This is a genomic window from Rhodococcus sp. MALMAid1271 (assembly GCF_049195265.1).
In the GTDB taxonomy this organism is placed as follows: domain Bacteria; phylum Actinomycetota; class Actinomycetes; order Mycobacteriales; family Mycobacteriaceae; genus Rhodococcoides.
This window is the reverse complement of sequence record NZ_JBMIRQ010000067.1, coordinates 246823-263684: the sequence shown is the minus strand read 5'-3', so window position 1 is coordinate 263684 and position 16862 is coordinate 246823. Positions and strand designations below refer to the sequence as shown.

The following is a 16862-nucleotide window of genomic DNA, read 5'->3' as shown; positions in this document are numbered from 1 at the left end:
GGCCTCAGGCACCGAGTGCGTCGTAGTCGAACACCCTGGCGTGCAACACCGTTCGATTCCGTAGAGCCGCCCGCACCGCTCGGTGCAAGCCGTCCTCCAGATAGATGACGCCGCGGAACTGCACAGCGTGCGGGAAGAGGTCACCGTAGAAGGTGGAGTCCTCGGACAACAACCGGTCCAGTTCGAGCACCTTCGTGGTGGTGACGATCTCGTCCAAACGCAGTTGGCGTGGCGGAATTCTCGACCAGTCCCTGATGGAGAGTCCGTGCTCGGGGTACGGCTTTCCGTCGCGGACGCCTTTGAAGATCATCGCGAGCCCCGAGCCACTGGACCGAATCGACAGACAGTTTCCACTCGGACCACAGTAAGGCCTTGCACCATCATGCGTCGGTCGGCTACTAGACTCGAGCGGCGATTGGAAACGAGAACGGAGGTGGGCACCGATGTCGAGCACCGACGACAGGCGGTTCGAGGTTCTACGAGCGATCGTGGCGGACTACGTGTCCACTCAGGAACCCGTCGGATCACGTGCTTTGGTCGAGCGGCACAACTTGGGGGTGTCGAGTGCAACGGTGCGCAACGACATGGCGGTGCTCGAGGCCGAGGGGTACATCGCGCAGCCACACACCAGTTCGGGCCGGGTCCCCACCGACAAGGGTTACCGGCAATTCGTCGACCGGATTGCCGATGTCAAACCGCTGTCGGCGGCCGAACGCCGCGCCATCCTCGAGTTCCTCGAGAACGGCGTCGACCTGGACGATGTTCTGCGACGCGGCGTGCGATTGCTCGCTCAGTTGACCCGTCAGGTCGCCGTGGTGCAGTACCCGACTCTGTCGGCATCCTCGGTTCGACACCTCGAGGTGGTCGCGCTCACTCCGGCCCGGCTGCTGTTGGTGCTCATCACCGACTCGGGCCGAGTCGATCAACGCATCGTCGAACTCGGTGACGTCATCGACGACGAGAATCTGGCGCAGCTGCGCAGGCTTCTCGGCGGTGCCTTGGAGGGCAAGCGTCTTGCTGCCGCATCCGCCGCCGTGGCCGAACTCGCCGAGAACTCACCGCCCGGCCTGCGCGACGCGATGATTCGTTCGGCCACGGTGCTGGTGGAGACGCTGGTCGAGTACCCCGAAGAACGCTTGGTTCTCGGCGGAACGGCAAACCTGACCCGCAACGCTGCGGACTTCGCAGGCGACGCGGGGTTTCCCGGATCGCTCCGGGCGGTACTCGAGGCGCTGGAAGAACAAGTGGTGGTCCTCAAATTGCTCGCTGTGACACAGGACACCCGCACCGTCACCGTGCGGATCGGCGAGGAAACGCAGGTCGAGGAGATGCGCGGAACCTCGGTGATTTCCACCGGGTACGGCTCGGCTGGCATGGTCCTCGGTGGCATGGGTGTCCTCGGGCCGACCCGAATGGACTACCCAGGAACAATCGCGTCGGTCGCCGCGGTTGCCAGATACATCGGTGAGGTCCTGGCCGAGCGCTGAGAGCAGCACGAACCGATCGAACGCCGGTAGCGGGGGCAAGGCCGCCGGCACACAGCATCAACGAACGAGATTCATCTTCTAGGACGAAAGAGACGACGTGGCACGGGATTATTACGGGACTTTGGGCGTCGGCCAGCAGGCGACGGACCAGGAGATCAAGCGCGCCTACCGCAAGCTGGCGCGAGAGCTGCACCCGGACGTCAACCCGGACGAGGCCGCGCAGGCCCGATTCAAGGAGATCTCCACCGCATACGAGGTGCTCTCCGACCCGGAGAAGCGCCGCATCGTCGACCTCGGCGGCGACCCGTTGCAGCAGGGCGGCGGAGGCGGCGGCGGTGGATTCGGTGGTGCCGGCTTCGGCGGAGGCCTGGGAGATGTGTTCGAGGCCTTCTTCGGCGGCGGCGCAGGCGGCGCGCAGCGCGGCCCCAAGGGGCGGGTGCAGCCGGGAGCGGACTCGCTGCTCAGAACCAAGCTCACGCTCGACGAGTGCGCGACCGGGGTGACCAAGCACATCACCGTCGACACGGCCGTCCTGTGCGATCTGTGCACCGGCTCGGGCACCAACGGCGACTCCAAGCCAGTTCGCTGTGAGACCTGCGGCGGTGCCGGCGAAGTGCAGTCGGTGCAGCGTTCGTTCCTCGGCCAGGTCATGACCAGCCGTCCGTGCCCGACGTGCCGAGGTGCCGGCGAGACCATCCCGGACCCGTGCCGCAAGTGCGGCGGCGACGGACGCGTGCGCTCGCGTCGAGACATCTCCGTCAAGGTTCCGGTCGGCGTGAGCAACGGCATGCGGATTCGACTCGCCTCGCAGGGCGAAGTAGGCCCCGGCGGCGGCCCCGCAGGAGATCTCTACGTCGAAATCGTCGAACAGCAGCACGAGGTGTTCGTCCGTGACGGTGACGATCTGCACTGCACCGTGCGTGTCCCGATGGTCGACGCCGCACTCGGCACGGCCGTGACTGTCGACGCGATCATCGACGGACCCACTGAGATCTCGATCGAGCAAGGTACGCAACCGAACTCGACGACAGTGCTACGCGGTCACGGAATGCCGAAGCTCCGCTCCGGTATCCGCGGCGATCTGCACGCGCACCTCGAGGTCATCGTGCCGACCAAGCTGGACAGCAAGCAGACACAACTGCTCGAACAGCTCAAGTCCATCCGGGATCGTGATGCGGCCGAGGTCGTCACCACCGGTTCGGCGCACAGCGGCGGACTGTTCTCGCGGTTGCGGGAAGCCTTCAGCGGTCGCTGATCCATGGCCCCCACGGTCTTCTACCTCTCCCCGTTGCCGCAGGTCGGCGAACTCGCAGTCCTCGACGGCAAAGAAGGACATCACGCCGCGACGGTTCGACGCATCCGCGTCGGCGAGCGAGTACTGCTCGGTGACGGGGCAGGCGGGTTGGCCGACACGGTCGTCTCGGCTGCGGAGAAGAACCGACTGGAGCTGACCGTCCAATCACGCAGCGAGATGCCGCCGCCGACTCCTGCCGTGACGCTCGTCCAGGCGCTGCCGAAGGCAGATCGGTCCGAGCTTGCGGTCGAGCTGGCCACCGAGGCAGGCGTCGACGCGGTGGTGCCCTGGCAGTCCTCACGATGCGTGGCGCGATGGGAGGGCCCCAAGGCCGTCAAGGGCGTCGCGAAGTGGCGCAGTACGGCCGCCGAGACAGCCAAGCAGTCACGCCGGGCGTACATTCCGGAGGTTGCCGAGCTACACGATTCCCGGTCGGTCTATGCCCTGGTGGGCGACATCGTCGAGCGCGGGGGGATCGTTGCCGTGCTGCACGAGGAGGCCACCTCGGCGTTTCGTGACCTGCCGTTCGGTGAGGTGCCCGAGGTCGCGATCGTCGTCGGACCCGAGGGTGGCCTGGACGACCGCGAAGTCGCCGCCCTCACCGAGGCAGGGGCCACCCCGGTGGTGCTCGGCCCGACGGTGCTGCGGACGTCGACAGCAGGGGCCGTCGCTCTCGGTGCGCTGGGCGTACTGACCTCACGATGGACCCAATTGCCGCCCGACTTCCAGACCGCATGAGCGCACGAATCAAGATCGCCTACGGCGAACACCCGGAGCAGTTCGGCCATCTGTACCTGCCGGCCGAACCCGTCGACACGTCGACGCCGGTGGTCCTGGTGGTGCACGGTGGCTTCTGGAGTGGACAGTACGGATCGAACCTGGGGACACAATTCGCCCGAGCCCTCGCCCGCGCAGGCGCTGTGGCGTGGAACATCGAGTATCGACGCGTCGGTGCGGGTGGGCATTGGCCGCAGATGCAGCAGGACGTGCGCTCGGCACTCGACGTTGTCGCAGGTGACGTGCAGCGGCACGCGCCGGTCGGTGTCGACGATGTCCGCGTTGTCGGGCATTCCGCAGGCGGACACCTCGCAGTGTGGCTCGGCGGCGAGACCGACACGGCGGTGCGCCCGTCGCGCATCGTCGCCCAAGCCGGGGTTCTCGATCTCGAGCCGAGCGCATTCGGACGGACCAACCCCGCGGTCGAGGCGTTGCTGGAGGCTCGGTACGAGGACGACCCCGTGCTGTACCGATCGGCCTCGCCTGCGGCCCGTGCACCCATCGGCATTCCGACGATCTGTCTGCACGGATCGCAGGACGTTCAGGTGCCGGTAGCGCAGAGCGAGCGGTACGTGCAGGCCGCGCGGGCGGCCGGAGACGATGCGCGGCTGACGATCGTGCCAGGCGAGGACCACTTCGCGTTTCTCGATCCCGATTCGCGATGCTGGGCGCTCTCGCTCGACGCCGTGCTGGGCCGAGGCGACGAACAATAGGAATGCGCATCGATCCGTCGGCGTTAAACTTCACCGAACACCACTTGATGTCGTCATCGTCGAAACAAGAGAGCAGGCCATAGCCACCACGTGAGTGAACACAGCGAATTCCCCGCCGAGCGCGATGTTCGGTCCACCTTGGAGCTCGCCCCCGAAGCAGTGATGCCACTGCTGGGACAGTCGGACGAGAACCTGCGGGCGCTCGAACAGATGCTGACGGCAGATGTCCACGTACGAGGAAACGCCGTGACGCTCACCGGGAAAGTGGCAGACGTGGCTCTGGCCGAACGGGTGATCTCCGAGCTGGCAGCGCTGGCCAAACGCGCTCAACCGGTGACACCCGACGCGGTGCGGCGCTCGGTCGCCATGCTCACCGAGGGCGTATCGGATTCACCCGCCGAGGTCCTGAGCTTGGACATCCTGTCGCGTCGCGGCAAGACGATCCGGCCCAAGACTCTGAACCAGAAGCGGTACGTGGACGCGATCGATGCGAACACGATCGTGTTCGGCGTCGGGCCTGCAGGTACCGGCAAGACGTACCTCGCGATGGCCAAGGCCGTACAGGCATTGCAGACCAAGCAGGTCACCCGCATCATCCTGACGCGTCCGGCAGTGGAGGCAGGGGAGCGGCTCGGTTTTCTTCCCGGAACGTTGCACGAGAAGATCGACCCGTACCTGCGCCCGCTGCACGATGCATTGCACGACATGATGGACGACGAAGCGATCCCCAAGTTGATGCAGGCGGGCGTCATCGAGGTCGCTCCACTCGCGTACATGCGCGGTCGTACGCTCAACGACGCCTTCATCATTCTCGACGAGGCGCAGAACACCACCGCCGAACAGATGAAGATGTTCCTGACGCGTCTGGGATTCGGCTCGAAGATCGTCGTCACCGGCGATGTCACTCAGGTCGACCTTCCCGGCGGCGCGAAATCGGGTCTGCGCGCGGCGTCCGAGATTCTCACAGACGTCGACGACATCCACTTCGCTCATCTCACCAGCAGCGATGTGGTGCGGCACCGACTGGTCTCCGAGATCGTCGACGCATACGAGCGCTTCGAGTCGGCATCGGACGGTGTGATTGCGAACCGAGCCCAACGCCGTGCCGGTGGCTCGCGTGCGGCGAGACGATGAATTCAGCGGTACGGAAACGGCAATGCAGGCAACGAGAACGTGGGTAGTGGCTAGATGAGTATCGAAGTGTCCAACGAGTCGGGGATGGACATCTCCGAACCCGAGCTGGTCTCGGTCGCACGATTCGCGATCGCCGGCATGGACGTGCATCCCGCAGCGGAACTGTCGATGGTGCTGGTGGATTCGGCGACGATGGCGGACCTGCACATGCGGTGGATGGATCTGCCCGGCCCCACCGACGTGATGTCGTTTCCGATGGACGAGCTCGAGCCCGGTGGCCGCCCCGATGCCCCCGAGCCGGGGCCGGCGATGCTCGGCGACATCGTGCTGTGTCCGTCGTTCGCCGCGGACCAAGCCGCTGCCGCGGGCCATTCGCTCGAGCACGAGCTGGCGTTGCTGACCGTGCACGGGGTACTGCATCTGCTGGGCTACGACCACGCAGAACCGGACGAAGAGAAAGAGATGTTCGAGTTGCAGAACCGCCTTCTCGCCGAGTGGTACGAGGAGGCCCGGCGGGCGGAGCGGGCTGCCGAACAGGCCGTTCGAGATGCTCGGCTGCTGGGCAAGGCCGGTTTCGTCGACGGTGGGGAGCGATGATGTGTGGGTTCGCACCAGCGGGAGTGCGGGGTTCTAGCGCGTGAGTAGTGCTGTCGCACTCATAGTCTTCGCTGTTCTACTGGTGCCCCTCGGAGGCATGTTCGCCGCTGTCGACTCCGCGCTGAACACGGTCTCGCGGGCGCGCATCGACGACATGGTCAAGGACGAGCGACCGGGTGCAGCCGGCCTCGTCGTCGTGGTCGGCGACCGCCCGAGATACGTCAACTTGATGGTCCTGCTGCGCATCCTGTGCGAGATCGGCGGCGCCGTTCTGCTGGCGGGCGGACTGACTCAATTGATCGATTCGACGACAGCGCTGGTGATCACCGTGGTGGCCATGGTGCTGGTCAGCTATGTCGTGATCGGTGTCGGCCCGCGAACCCTCGGCCGGCAGAACGCGTACTCGATCGCGCTGGCGGCTGCGTTTCCGCTACGGGCGCTCGGTTGGCTCCTCGGCCCGATCTCTCGACTCCTCATCCTCATCGGTAACGCGATCACCCCGGGCAAGGGATTTCGCAACGGCCCCTTCGCTTCCGAGATCGAACTTCGGGAATTGGTGGACATGGCCCGCGAGCGCGGCGTGGTGGCCGACGACGAACGGCGGATGATCCAATCGGTGTTCGAGCTCGGTGACACCTCTGCCCGTGAGGTCATGGTGCCTCGGCCGGAGATGGTGTGGATCGAGTCCGACAAGTCTGCAGGCCAAGCCACTTCCCTGGCCGTGCGTAGCGGCCATTCGCGGATTCCGGTGATAGGCGAGAACGTCGACGACGTCGTCGGCGTCGTGTATCTGAAAGATCTCGTTCAGCGGACGTACTACTCCACCGACGGTGGGCGCGGAGTACAGGTGTCCGAGCTGATGCGTCCGGCTGTGTTCGTGCCGGACTCCAAGCCGCTCGACAGTCTGCTGGCCGAGATGCAGCGAGATCGCAACCATATGGCGCTGCTCGTCGACGAATACGGCGGCATCGCAGGTCTGGTGACCATCGAGGACGTCATCGAGGAAATCGTCGGCGAGATCGCCGATGAATACGACTCCGACGAGGTAGCGCCCATCGAGGAGCTCGACGACGGACGCTATCGAGTGTCCTCGCGGGTTCCACTCGAAGACCTCGGCGAAATTTTCGGTATGGACATCGAATCCGAGGAAGTCGACACCGTCGGTGGGCTGCTCGGCCACGAACTCGGTCGCGTACCGTTGCCGGGTTCGCAGGTGATCACCCACGGCCTGCTCCTGCGCGGTGAAGGGGGAGCGGACCCGAGGGGCCGCGTCCGCATCACCACCGTGCTCGTCGAAAAGCTCGAAGCCGACGAAGAATCCACCGAGGACGACGATCCGTCGGACGTCACCGACCAACACTGAAATCTGGAGGTGCTCGATGTCCGAGCAGCACAACGAAGAGTTCCGATCCGGATTCGTCTGTTTCGTGGGCCGACCCAACACCGGCAAGTCCACCTTGACCAACGCGTTGGTCGGCACCAAGATCGCGATCACGTCCTCGCGTCCGCAGACAACGCGGCACACCATCCGCGGCATCGTTCATCGTGAGCACGCACAGTTGATCCTCGTCGACACCCCCGGATTGCACCGTCCCAGAACGCTTCTGGGGCAGCGTCTCAACGACCTGGTGCAAGAGACCTACTCCGAGGTCGATGTCATCGGCCTCTGCATCCCGGCCGACGAGAAGATCGGGCCGGGAGACCGGTGGATTCTCGAACAGGTCCGGCACATCGCGCCGAAAACGACACTGATCGGCATCGTGACCAAGATCGACAAGGTCAAGAAGGAACGGGTCGTGCAGCAGTTGATGGCGCTGTCCAAGCTCCTCGGGGACTCCAGTCACGTCATCCCGGTGTCGGCCGAATCCGGTGAGCAGGTGGAGAAGCTGGTCGATCTGCTGGCCTCCGAACTACCGCCGGGACCGGCGTTCTACCCCGACGGCGAGCTGACGGACGAGCCCGAGGAAATTCTCATGGCCGAGCTCATCCGCGAGGCAGCACTCGAAGGCGTCCGCGACGAGCTGCCCCACTCGCTGGCCGTCGTCATCGAGGAAGTCGTTCCCCGCGAGGGCCACGACAACATGCTCGACGTGCACGCGATTCTCTATGTCGAGCGATCGAGTCAGAAGGCGATCATCATCGGCAAGGGTGGATCGCGGCTGAAAGACGTCGGCACCGCGTCACGCCTGCAGATCGAGAAGCTGCTCGGTACCAGGATCTACCTGGACCTGCACGTGAAAATTGCGAAGGACTGGCAGACCGACCCCAAGCAGATGGGCAAGCTCGGCTTCTGAACGCACGCGTCACCGCAGCCGGTGATGCACTCGGTTTCGCGGTGTGTGGGAATTCCCCAGATCGTGGTGGGCTACGAAGTTTCGCAGGCCTCGGTCCACCAGGGTTCGGGGCGTCTGCGGTGCCACTGCAGCACGTTCTCGAGTTGAGCCGCAACCGACACCAGCAGTGGCTCCGAGGACTCGTGCCCCATCAATTGCAGGCCGATGGGCAGCCCGTCTCTGGTCAGGCCTGCCGGGACGTTGACGCTCGGCCAGCCCAACACGTTCCACGGCCAGGTGTACGGGCAGTGCTCGGTGATGACGCGATCGGTGTCGGCGTTGGAGATGCCGTCGATGGCATCGACCCGCGGCGGCGGGGTGGCCGTCGTCGGTGCGAGCACGATGTCGTAGTCGTCGAAGAACCGGCCGATACGGCGTCCGATTCGCGGTTCGGCGGCGCGGGCGGCGCGCAACGGTGCTCCGGCGAGGACTCGGCCGCTTGTGGCATTGGCCCGCGTGCGCGGATCGGCAAGAGACGGGTCGGGTAGCCGATCGAGCCATGCGGCGACACCGGCCAATGAGCGAGGTAAGAAGTTCAGGCCCAACAGCATTCCGTACGCCGGATCGTCGACCACCACCGTATGGCCGAGCAATCGCAGCACCGCGGCCATCTCGTATGCGGCAGCGGCGATCTCGGGATCGAGCGCGGCAGGTGTCGGGATGAACGGCTTTCGCAGGCTCAGCGCGATTCGGAGCGGACCGCAGTCGCGACCGATGGCATCGGAGACGGTCACGGGGGCCGGACGATGCTTGTCACCGTCGTGGCTACCCGAGACCACATCGAGGAGAAGAGCCGCATCGGCGACCGTGCGGGCGAGCGGGCCGATGACGGTGATGCCGTTGAAGGCCTCGGGATCCGGCCAGGTCGATATGCGTCCGCGCTGCGGTTTGATGCCCACGAGATTGGTCCACGACGCCGGGATGCGAACCGAGCCGGCACCATCGGAACCCAGTGCAGCAGAAACCAATTCGGCCGAGACCGCGGCGGAGCTACCGCCGGATGAGCCGCCGGGGGTGCGTTCGCGGTTCCACGGGTTGCGGGTGTGGCCGAAGGTGCCGCTGGTGAACGGCCATTGGCCGAGCTCCGGGCTGTTGGTCTTTCCCACGATAACCGCGCCGGCGGCGCGTAGTTTGCGCACCACCTCCGAGTCCGCGGTTGCGGCCGGAAAGTCGCCGGCGCAGCCGAACGCGGTCGGTTCGCCGGCAATATCGACATCGTCCTTGACGGCGATCGGAACACCGAGCAGCGGAGCGCGCGTTCCGGCGGCGAGCAGGCGATCCGCCTCGGCGGCCTCGGCGAGGGCGGCACTGCGGCGCACGATGCGGAAGGCGTTGAGCGTGGGTTGGCTCCTCTCGATCCGATCGAGTGACGCGGTGACCGCCTCTACCGAGGTGATGCGACCCGACGCGAGCTCGGCGGCCTGGGCAACGAGAGTCGACCGATGAAAATCCACGTCTGCACAGTATCGACCGTGTCCAGCGCGGGAAACGGCCACCGACAGGGTGCTCGTGGGACACTGGAGACCGTGAGGCCATACCGTGACAACGCAGTCGTCCTGCGCCAGCACAAGCTGGGCGAGGCCGACCGTATTGTCACGCTGTTGACCAGGGAGAACGGGATCGTGCGGGCCGTCGCGAAGGGGGTTCGCCGTACCAAATCCAAGTTCGGCGCGCGGCTGGAGCCGTTTGCGCACATCGACGTTCTGCTCTATCCGGGGCGCAACCTCGACATCGTCACCCAGGTACACACGGTCGAGGCGTTCGGTGGAGACATCGTCGCAGATTACGGCCGCTACACCACGGGGTGCGCGGTTCTCGAGACCGCCGAACGGCTGGCAGGTGAAGAGCACGCACCCGCGCAGCGACTGCATCAGCTGACCGTCGGTGCTCTGCGTGCTCTCGCACAGCACATTCGGCCTCCCGAGTTGGTGCTCGATGCGTACCTGCTGCGCGCCATGGGTTTTTCCGGCTGGGCTCCCGCCTTGACCGATTGCGCGCGGTGCGCAGCGGCTGGGCCGCACCGGGCATTTCATGTGGCGGCTGGTGGTGCGGTGTGTGTGCACTGCCGACCTCCGGGATCGGCGACGCCGTCGACCGGTGTTCTGGATCTGATGGTGGCGCTGGAGAGAGGGGAGTGGGACTACACCGTCACCACCTCCGATGCCGTTCGCAAGCAGGCCAGCGGACTGGTGGCGGCGCACCTTCAATGGCATCTGGAACGACAGCTACGCACACTTCCGCTCATCGAACGCTCGCACCCGCATCAGGTGCCGCTGGCGCAACCTGGCTCCGTCTTCGCCGACACCGTCGGGCAGGATGGGGACCGTGATTCGACGACGAGAGCCGCAACCTCGGCCTGACGCACAGCCGACGGTGCGCCCTCCCGATCCGCATCCGTCGGGCGCGCGACCGCCGATTGTGCAGCCGGAATTGATACCTCGCCACGTCGCGCTGGTGATGGATGGCAACGGTCGGTGGGCGCAAGACCGGGGTCTGCCGCGTACCGCGGGGCACGAGCAGGGTGAAGCGGTGCTCATGGACACCGTCTGCGGGTGCATCGAGATCGGCGTGCAGTGGTTGTCGGCTTACGCCTTCTCGACGGAGAACTGGAAGCGCAGCCCCGACGAGGTCAAGTTTCTGATGGGCTTCAACCGCGATGTCATTCGGCGTCGACGCGACGAGATGAACGAGATGGGCGTGCGGGTCCGCTGGGCCGGTCGACGGCCGCGATTGTGGGGCAGCGTGATCAAGGAGCTCGAGGTTGCCGAGGAGCTGACCAAGCACAACACCGTGATGACGTTGACGATGTGTGTCAACTATGGTGGGCGTGCCGAGATCGCCGATGCCACAAGGGAAATCGCTCGGCAGGTTGCCGCAGGGAAGCTGAACCCCGAGAAGATCACCGAGGCCACTGTCGCCAAGTACCTCGACGAGGCGGATATGCCGGATGTGGATCTGTTCCTGCGTCCGTCGGGGGAGCAGCGGACGTCGAACTTCTTGCTGTGGCAATCCGCATACGCGGAGTTCGTGTTTCAGAAGAAGCTGTTCCCGGATTTCGACCGCCGGGATCTGTGGGAGGCGTGTATCGAATTCGCTTCGCGTGATCGACGGTTCGGGGGAGTGAAATATGAGTGACGATGTGAACGAGGCAGCGGCCGAAGGGCTTTCGTTACAGACACGCGCGCAGCTGGCGTTGTCCCAGTTCGCGACCGTCACGGTCGGTGAGGAGGGTTCGCTCGGTTTCGACTATGCCGGTGCACTCTGCTCGTTGCGTGCGGTTCGACTCTCGCCCGAGCTCGAGGTCCTCTCGCTCACCGCGGTACTGGCGTGGGATCGGCCGCTCAAGGCTGCTCTGCACAAGAAGGTGGCCGATCGCAATGCCGATTCGCAGTTCGGCTCCATCTCGGTCAATACCCACGACAAGCTCGCAGATGTGTTGCTGCGCTACACCTTTCCGGCCACCGGCTTGGACGACGAAGCCATGCTGACGATGCTGATTCTGGTGCTCGCCGGGGTGGAGAAAGCACGCGAGGGTTTGCTCCCCTGATCGGTCCGCCAAGGCGGGCAAGACTGCAGCGGTGGTGCTTCCGGACGACGGCACCAACTTCTACGTCCCGGTTTCGGCGGAGAACATCTCGATGCTCGATGCGGACCTGGTGCTCTACCTCGGAGCCGGTGACGGTATCGATGTGGTGGCGGAGCACCCGATCGTCGGAACTCCGACAGCCGCCCGCAACGACGCCATCATTGCGTTGTCCACCGATCAGCGCGGGGCGATCACGTACAACTCCGTGCTGTCGATACCGTTCGCCCTCGAGCGGTGGTGCCTCTTATGGCGGGCGCTGTGGCGTGAGACCGGCTCAGCGACCGGCAGCGCTGCATTGACTGCAGGTGCCGAAAATTTCGATCGTGTGGCTCACGTCGGTGAAGCCGTTGGACTCGGCGACGCTCTGCGACCACTTCTCGACGGTGGGCCCTTCGACCTCGATGGTGAAGCCGCACGACCGGCACACCAGGTGGTGGTGATGGCCGGAGGAGCAACGCCGATAGACCGACTCGCCGTTGTCGGTGCGGAGTACGTCGACAGTCCCGGCGTCGGCGAGGGTCTGAAGGGTTCGATAGACGGTGGTCAGCCCGATGCCCTCGCCGCGTTTACGCAACTCGTCGTGTAGATCCTGTGCGGACTTGAATTCCTCGATGGTGTCGAGCAGATCCGAGATCGCACTGCGCTGCTTGGTCGCTCGTACTCCGACGACAACAGGTCGTCTGGGGGTTGCGGTGTCGGTGGACTTGTCGGTCACAGGTTTCGGCCTTCCTCGGCGTGGGCCACGGCGTCGACGACGATATGGGAGAGGTGATCATCGACCAATCGGTACAGCACCTCGCGGCCGTTGCGTTCTCCACGGACAACGCCGGCTGCCTTGAGTACTCGCAGGTGTTGGCTGATCAACGGTTGGGTGACTCCGAGAGCGACCACGAGTTCGTGAACGCAGCGCTCGGATTCGCGCAACTGAAGCACGATGGCGATACGCACCGGGGCCGCGAGCGCGCGGAGGATGTCGCCTGCCGCGGCCAGCGTCTCCTTCGGCGGAATCGCAGCCGGGGGAGCCGCAGCGAACGGGTCGTCCTGGTGCATCGGATGCTCTGGGTCCTGCCGATGCTTCGAGTCTGATTCCACGGCCTGCTCGGTGGACACGGTTGCGGCTCCTTCGGTCGCCGATTCGGTCTCGGCGCACTCGCCCTGCGTGGTCGACGTCATGACGTCAGGGTAATGCAGTTGTTGTTATTGCAAATCGTAATCATTGTGATATGCATAGGTGCGCATGTCAATTTCCGCGCCCGACCGCTGTTCGGACGCACCCGCCGCGCCAGATAGTCTGATCAGGTCCGAAACCGCCCGCGGCACCCCCCGATACGCCGTGACCGAAGATGGAGAGCTCCGCCAGTGGCACCCAAGTCCAAAGTCGACACCGTCGCCAACCTCGCCAAGCGCAGAGGCCTCGTCTACCAGTGCGGCGAGATCTACGGCGGCACCAAATCGGCCTGGGACTACGGCCCGCTCGGCGTCGAGCTCAAGGACAACATCAAGAAGCAGTGGTGGCGCAACATGATCACCAGCCGCGAGGACACCGTCGGGCTCGACTCCTCGGTGATCCTGCCGCGTGAGGTGTGGGAGGCGTCCGGTCACGTCGAGACCTTCTCCGACCCGCTGGTCGAGTCACTGCACACCCACAAGCGCTACCGCGCGGATCACCTCATCGAGGCCTACGAGGAAAAGCACGGTCACCCGCCGGAGAACGGCTTGGCCGACATCCGCGACCCGGAGACCGGAGAACCGGGTTCCTGGACCGAGCCGCGTGCATTCTCGGGCCTGCTCAAGACCTTTCTCGGCCCGGTCGACAACGAAGAGGGCTTGCACTACCTGCGCCCCGAGACCGCGCAGGGCATCTTCGTCAACTTCGCCAACGTGCTGACCACCTCACGCAAGAAGCCGCCGTTCGGCATCGGCCAGATCGGCAAGAGCTTCCGCAACGAGATCACTCCAGGAAACTTCATCTTCCGCACCCGCGAGTTCGAACAGATGGAGATGGAATTCTTCGTCAAGCCGGGCGAGGACGAGCAGTGGCATCAGTACTGGATCGACTACCGCATGAAGTGGTACACCGATCTCGGCATCGACCCGGAGAACCTCCGCCTGTACGAGCACGCTCAGGAAAAGCTCTCGCATTACTCCAAGCGGACCGTGGACATCGAGTACAAGTTCGGGTTCCAGGGCAGTGCATGGGGTGAGCTCGAGGGTGTCGCGAACCGCACCGATTTCGACCTCTCGGTGCACTCGAAGGCATCGGGCCAGGACCTGAGCTACTACGAGCAAGCCACCGACACCCGCTACACCCCCTACGTCATCGAGCCGGCCGCAGGCCTGACGCGTTCGCTGATGGCGTTCCTGGTCGACGCATACAGCGAGGACGAGGCTCCCAACGCCAAGGGCGGAGTCGACAAGCGGGTAGTGCTCAAGCTCGATCGCCGTCTTGCCCCGGTGAAGGTTGCGGTGCTGCCGCTCTCACGCAACGCCGATCTGACGCCCAAGGCGAAAGATCTTGCGCAGCAACTGCGTCAGTACTGGAATGTCGAATTCGACGACGCCGGGGCCATCGGCAGGCGCTACCGTCGTCAGGACGAGATCGGCACCCCGTTCTGCATCACGGTCGACTTCGAGACCCTCGACGATCACGCAGTCACCATCCGCGAACGCGACACGATGGCTCAGGAGCGGGTGGCTCTCGATCAGGTCGAGGGCTACCTCGCCGCTCGCCTGATCGGCGCATAACACCACACCTTCAGCAGCAGGGCCCGATCTCACGGAGAGATCGGGCCCTGCTGCTGTGTCGTGGACGGTCAGAAGCGGCCGCCGCCACCACCGAATCCGCCACCGCCCCCGCCTCCGCCGAAGCCCCCGCCCCCACCGAAGCCGCCACCCCCGCCGAAGCCGCCACCGAATCCTCCGCCACCGCCACGCAGCACGCTGTTGATCAGGATTCCGCCGAGCACGGCACCGGCGACATTGCTGCCGCTACCTCCGCCACGTGGGCCGTGACGGTTTTCCCAGTTCCGCACATCGGACTGGGCGATCTGCGACGCGCGCGAGGCCAACTGGCTGGCGGCATGCGCATGCTTGAGGGCCTCCTCGGGGTTCTCGGGTTCGAGCTGACGAGCCGCCGCGAGATGTCGTTCGGCCTCGGACAACCGAGTTCGAGCATCGGCACCCACCCCGCCGCGCCGTGTCGAGATGTAATCCGCCGCTGCGGTGATCTGCGCCTGAGCGGCCGCGATATCTCGATCCAGCCGCGCCCGCAACTGGTCCTCGGCGGCTTTCTCCTTCGAGGCCTCGTCGACGATCTTCTCGAGTTCGGCGTCGGCCTCGGACAACGCGGTGTAGCCACCGAGCGGATCCGAGGACTGCGCCGTCTCTGCGTTCTTCAGTGCTGTCTGCGCCGCGGAGACTGCCGCCTGCAACTCGGCACCGCCGTGTTCGACCAACCCACGTGCCTGCTCGATGTCGCGTCGGACGTCGGCGATGGCGTCGGGCAGGGTGGCGATCGCGTGGCCGATGTCGTCCCGGGCGTGGTCGACGCCATCGAGCAGGGTTCTGGCCTGATCGACAGCTCGCTCGGCCGTCCGAATCGCGGTCACCGCAGGACCTTGCTTTCCGGGCGGCAGCGCCGCAGCTTTGCGGCCGGCCTCGATGTTCTCCTCGGCCAGGGCCAGCCGTTCCTTGGCCATCGTGACGTTGTCTGCGATGGAGGACAATGCGGTCGCGGCGAAGTCCGAATGTAGCTGAGCAAGAACCGATTCGGACTGAGGAATTCTCACCGTCAACTCGACGACGGCTTGGGTCAGTTCGTCGAGGTGGGATCCGGCGTTCATCACCAGGTCACGGAATCCGTCGAATTCCTCGACGCGTGAATCGAGTTCGCGATCGGCTTGTCCGCAGGAGGAGATGATCTCGACCAGCATCGCCCGCCGCTGGTCCGGGGTTTCGGGAATGGCGTCGTCCAGGCGTTGTCTAATTTCGAAGGCAGAGGCCAGGGCTTTTTTGGCGTTGTCGTGGGCGGTGATGAACGGCGCGGCCGCGGAATCTCCGAATTCGCCTCGTGCGAGGGACAATTCCTCGTTGCTCGCACGAACGGCGTTGTCGGTTTCGATCAGAATTTCCTTGGCCCGGGTGTCGAGTACATCGATCGGGAATCGAGCGAGGGCAGCCGGATCGCTCGGATCGATCTCGGCTATCGCGTCGACCTCGGCGGCGACGCGCGCCTTCTTGCGCCGCGAGGAGTAGACAACGGCTCCGCCGCCCGCCACGGCCAGGGCTCCGACGCCGATCAGCAGCGGAACCGACGATCCACCGCTGCCGCTCGAGGCGTAGGCGTCGCCGAGGGCACCGGCCGCTGCTATCGCGGCACCGGACCAATCTTCCTCGCGCAGGGCTGGTTCGAGGTCGTTGACTCGAATGTCGTCCTGCTCGGAGCTGGTGATCTGCGACAGCCCGGTATTGACGCCGAGGTAGTACGAACGGTCGACGGTCGCCACTGCGAGAAGGATGTCGCGCTGACCGAGGTCACTTCTCTGAGCGGTCTGTTCAGCCCAGTTCGCTGCCGACATGTTGTCGAAATCCGCAACGTAGGTGACCCACAACCGAAGCTGGCTGCTGCTGTAGAGGTCGTCGATGGAGGTCTGCACCTCCGCCATCGAGTCGGGGTCGAGGGCCTGGACGGTGTCGGTGATCTGAGTAGCGAGCCGCGACGGTGCCTCGGCGGACGCGACCCCCGGAGCGAGCAGGACCGCGGCGAACAGGGTCAGCGCGCCCGTGGCGGCGAGCCGACGGAATCGATGGACTGACCTTCTGACGACTGTGGCGTTGGTGTGCCGCCGGTGCTGGACTGCCATGGCGTGAAATCTACCGGCTGTGCGCCGGCGAGATCGAGAAGGTCGATGTGCATGCATGACAGTTGTCACTGCGCAATCG

Annotated in this window: 17 protein-coding genes; 12 read left to right on the top strand and 5 right to left on the bottom strand. The window is 65.1% G+C overall.

Annotation, left to right across the window (positions count from 1 at the left end; translation table 11 throughout):
• Nucleotides 1-4: 4 nt before the first annotated feature.
• On the bottom strand, nt 5-310 hold the full coding sequence (locus tag ACOQFP_RS10135; protein ID WP_008715485.1) for a type II toxin-antitoxin system VapB family antitoxin: 306 nt from the start codon (nt 308-310) through the stop codon (nt 5-7).
• 133 nt (nt 311-443) lie between these two features.
• Between ACOQFP_RS10135 and hrcA the strand changes: the two genes are divergently transcribed.
• From hrcA to era, 8 genes are all read left to right on the top strand, one after another.
• Nucleotides 444-1487: a heat-inducible transcriptional repressor HrcA gene (hrcA, locus tag ACOQFP_RS10130; RefSeq protein WP_206489342.1), complete on the top strand. Its 1044-nt coding sequence runs from the start codon at nt 444-446 to the stop codon at nt 1485-1487.
• Nucleotides 1488-1584: 97 nt separating this feature from the next.
• Nucleotides 1585-2742 (top strand): molecular chaperone DnaJ, encoded by a 1158-nt coding sequence (gene dnaJ, locus ACOQFP_RS10125; protein ID WP_341244021.1) that lies wholly within the window; start codon nt 1585-1587, stop codon nt 2740-2742.
• Between the two features lie 3 nt (nt 2743-2745).
• Nucleotides 2746-3519, top strand: coding sequence for a 16S rRNA (uracil(1498)-N(3))-methyltransferase (locus tag ACOQFP_RS10120; RefSeq protein WP_421584229.1), 774 nt, complete (start codon nt 2746-2748; stop codon nt 3517-3519).
• A complete protein-coding gene (locus ACOQFP_RS10115; protein WP_421584228.1) occupies nt 3516-4271 on the top strand; it encodes an alpha/beta hydrolase family protein in 756 nt (251 codons plus the stop codon). The genes ACOQFP_RS10120 and ACOQFP_RS10115 overlap by 4 nt, the downstream gene beginning before the upstream one ends.
• Before the next feature lie 90 nt (nt 4272-4361).
• The gene (locus ACOQFP_RS10110; protein ID WP_421584227.1) at nt 4362-5405 is read left to right on the top strand and encodes a PhoH family protein; all 1044 of its coding nucleotides are present in this window, start codon (nt 4362-4364) and stop codon (nt 5403-5405) included.
• A 54-nt stretch (nt 5406-5459) separates the two neighbouring features.
• On the top strand, nt 5460-6002 hold the full coding sequence (ybeY, locus tag ACOQFP_RS10105) for an rRNA maturation RNase YbeY (RefSeq protein ID WP_206489337.1): 543 nt from the start codon (nt 5460-5462) through the stop codon (nt 6000-6002).
• 40 nt (nt 6003-6042) lie between these two features.
• A complete protein-coding gene (locus ACOQFP_RS10100) occupies nt 6043-7365 on the top strand; it encodes a hemolysin family protein (protein ID WP_206489336.1) in 1323 nt (440 codons plus the stop codon).
• Nucleotides 7366-7381: 16 nt separating this feature from the next.
• Nucleotides 7382-8296 carry a GTPase Era gene (gene era / locus ACOQFP_RS10095; RefSeq protein WP_206489335.1) on the top strand — a complete coding sequence of 305 codons (915 nt, stop codon included), beginning with the start codon at nt 7382-7384 and terminating at the stop codon, nt 8294-8296.
• Between the two features lie 71 nt (nt 8297-8367).
• On the opposite strand, the gene ACOQFP_RS10090 is transcribed toward era, so the two are convergent.
• Nucleotides 8368-9789 carry an amidase gene (locus ACOQFP_RS10090; protein ID WP_341244026.1) on the bottom strand — a complete coding sequence of 474 codons (1422 nt, stop codon included), beginning with the start codon at nt 9787-9789 and terminating at the stop codon, nt 8368-8370.
• Between the two features lie 72 nt (nt 9790-9861).
• Between ACOQFP_RS10090 and recO the strand changes: the two genes are divergently transcribed.
• From recO to ACOQFP_RS10075, 3 genes are read left to right on the top strand one after another with little or no spacing between them, the layout of a single operon-like run.
• Nucleotides 9862-10695, top strand: a complete 834-nt coding sequence (recO, locus tag ACOQFP_RS10085; protein ID WP_206489333.1) for a DNA repair protein RecO — start codon at nt 9862-9864, stop codon at nt 10693-10695.
• The gene (locus tag ACOQFP_RS10080; protein ID WP_341244027.1) at nt 10652-11470 is read left to right on the top strand and encodes an isoprenyl transferase; all 819 of its coding nucleotides are present in this window, start codon (nt 10652-10654) and stop codon (nt 11468-11470) included. Before recO ends, ACOQFP_RS10080 begins: the two co-directional genes overlap by 44 nt.
• Nucleotides 11463-11882, top strand: coding sequence for a hypothetical protein (locus ACOQFP_RS10075; RefSeq protein ID WP_341244028.1), 420 nt, complete (start codon nt 11463-11465; stop codon nt 11880-11882). Before ACOQFP_RS10080 ends, ACOQFP_RS10075 begins: the two co-directional genes overlap by 8 nt.
• Before the next feature lie 313 nt (nt 11883-12195).
• On the opposite strand, the gene ACOQFP_RS10070 is transcribed toward ACOQFP_RS10075, so the two are convergent.
• Nucleotides 12196-12636, bottom strand: coding sequence for a Fur family transcriptional regulator (locus ACOQFP_RS10070; protein ID WP_206489329.1), 441 nt, complete (start codon nt 12634-12636; stop codon nt 12196-12198).
• The gene (locus ACOQFP_RS10065) at nt 12633-12971 is read right to left on the bottom strand and encodes an ArsR/SmtB family transcription factor (RefSeq protein WP_206489629.1); all 339 of its coding nucleotides are present in this window, start codon (nt 12969-12971) and stop codon (nt 12633-12635) included. Before ACOQFP_RS10065 ends, ACOQFP_RS10070 begins: the two co-directional genes overlap by 4 nt.
• A 309-nt stretch (nt 12972-13280) precedes the next feature.
• On the opposite strand from ACOQFP_RS10065, the gene ACOQFP_RS10060 reads away from it, so the two are divergent.
• Nucleotides 13281-14666, top strand: a complete 1386-nt coding sequence (locus tag ACOQFP_RS10060; RefSeq protein WP_206489328.1) for a glycine--tRNA ligase — start codon at nt 13281-13283, stop codon at nt 14664-14666.
• A 68-nt stretch (nt 14667-14734) separates the two neighbouring features.
• Here the strand turns inward: ACOQFP_RS10060 and ACOQFP_RS10055 are convergent, their stop codons facing one another.
• On the bottom strand, nt 14735-16783 hold the full coding sequence (locus ACOQFP_RS10055) for a TPM domain-containing protein (protein ID WP_421584226.1): 2049 nt from the start codon (nt 16781-16783) through the stop codon (nt 14735-14737).
• Nucleotides 16784-16862 lie beyond the last annotated feature (79 nt).

Bases quoted from the DNA above. Each gene is read 5' to 3' on its own strand.
- ACOQFP_RS10055 (WP_421584226.1), bottom strand. From the start codon at position 16,783: ATGGCAGTCCAGCACCGGCGGCACACCAACGCCACAGTCGTCAGAAGG.
- hrcA (WP_206489342.1), top strand. From the start codon at position 444: ATGTCGAGCACCGACGACAGGCGGTTCGAGGTTCTACGAGCGATCGTG.
- ACOQFP_RS10080 (WP_341244027.1), top strand. From the start codon at position 10,652: ATGGGGACCGTGATTCGACGACGAGAGCCGCAACCTCGGCCTGACGCA.
- era (WP_206489335.1), top strand. From the start codon at position 7,382: ATGTCCGAGCAGCACAACGAAGAGTTCCGATCCGGATTCGTCTGTTTC.
- ACOQFP_RS10065 (WP_206489629.1), bottom strand. From the start codon at position 12,971: ATGCACCAGGACGACCCGTTCGCTGCGGCTCCCCCGGCTGCGATTCCG.
- ACOQFP_RS10115 (WP_421584228.1), top strand. From the start codon at position 3,516: ATGAGCGCACGAATCAAGATCGCCTACGGCGAACACCCGGAGCAGTTC.
- ACOQFP_RS10075 (WP_341244028.1), top strand. From the start codon at position 11,463: ATGAGTGACGATGTGAACGAGGCAGCGGCCGAAGGGCTTTCGTTACAG.
- ACOQFP_RS10135 (WP_008715485.1), bottom strand. From the start codon at position 310: ATGATCTTCAAAGGCGTCCGCGACGGAAAGCCGTACCCCGAGCACGGA.
- ybeY (WP_206489337.1), top strand. From the start codon at position 5,460: ATGAGTATCGAAGTGTCCAACGAGTCGGGGATGGACATCTCCGAACCC.
- ACOQFP_RS10120 (WP_421584229.1), top strand. From the start codon at position 2,746: ATGGCCCCCACGGTCTTCTACCTCTCCCCGTTGCCGCAGGTCGGCGAA.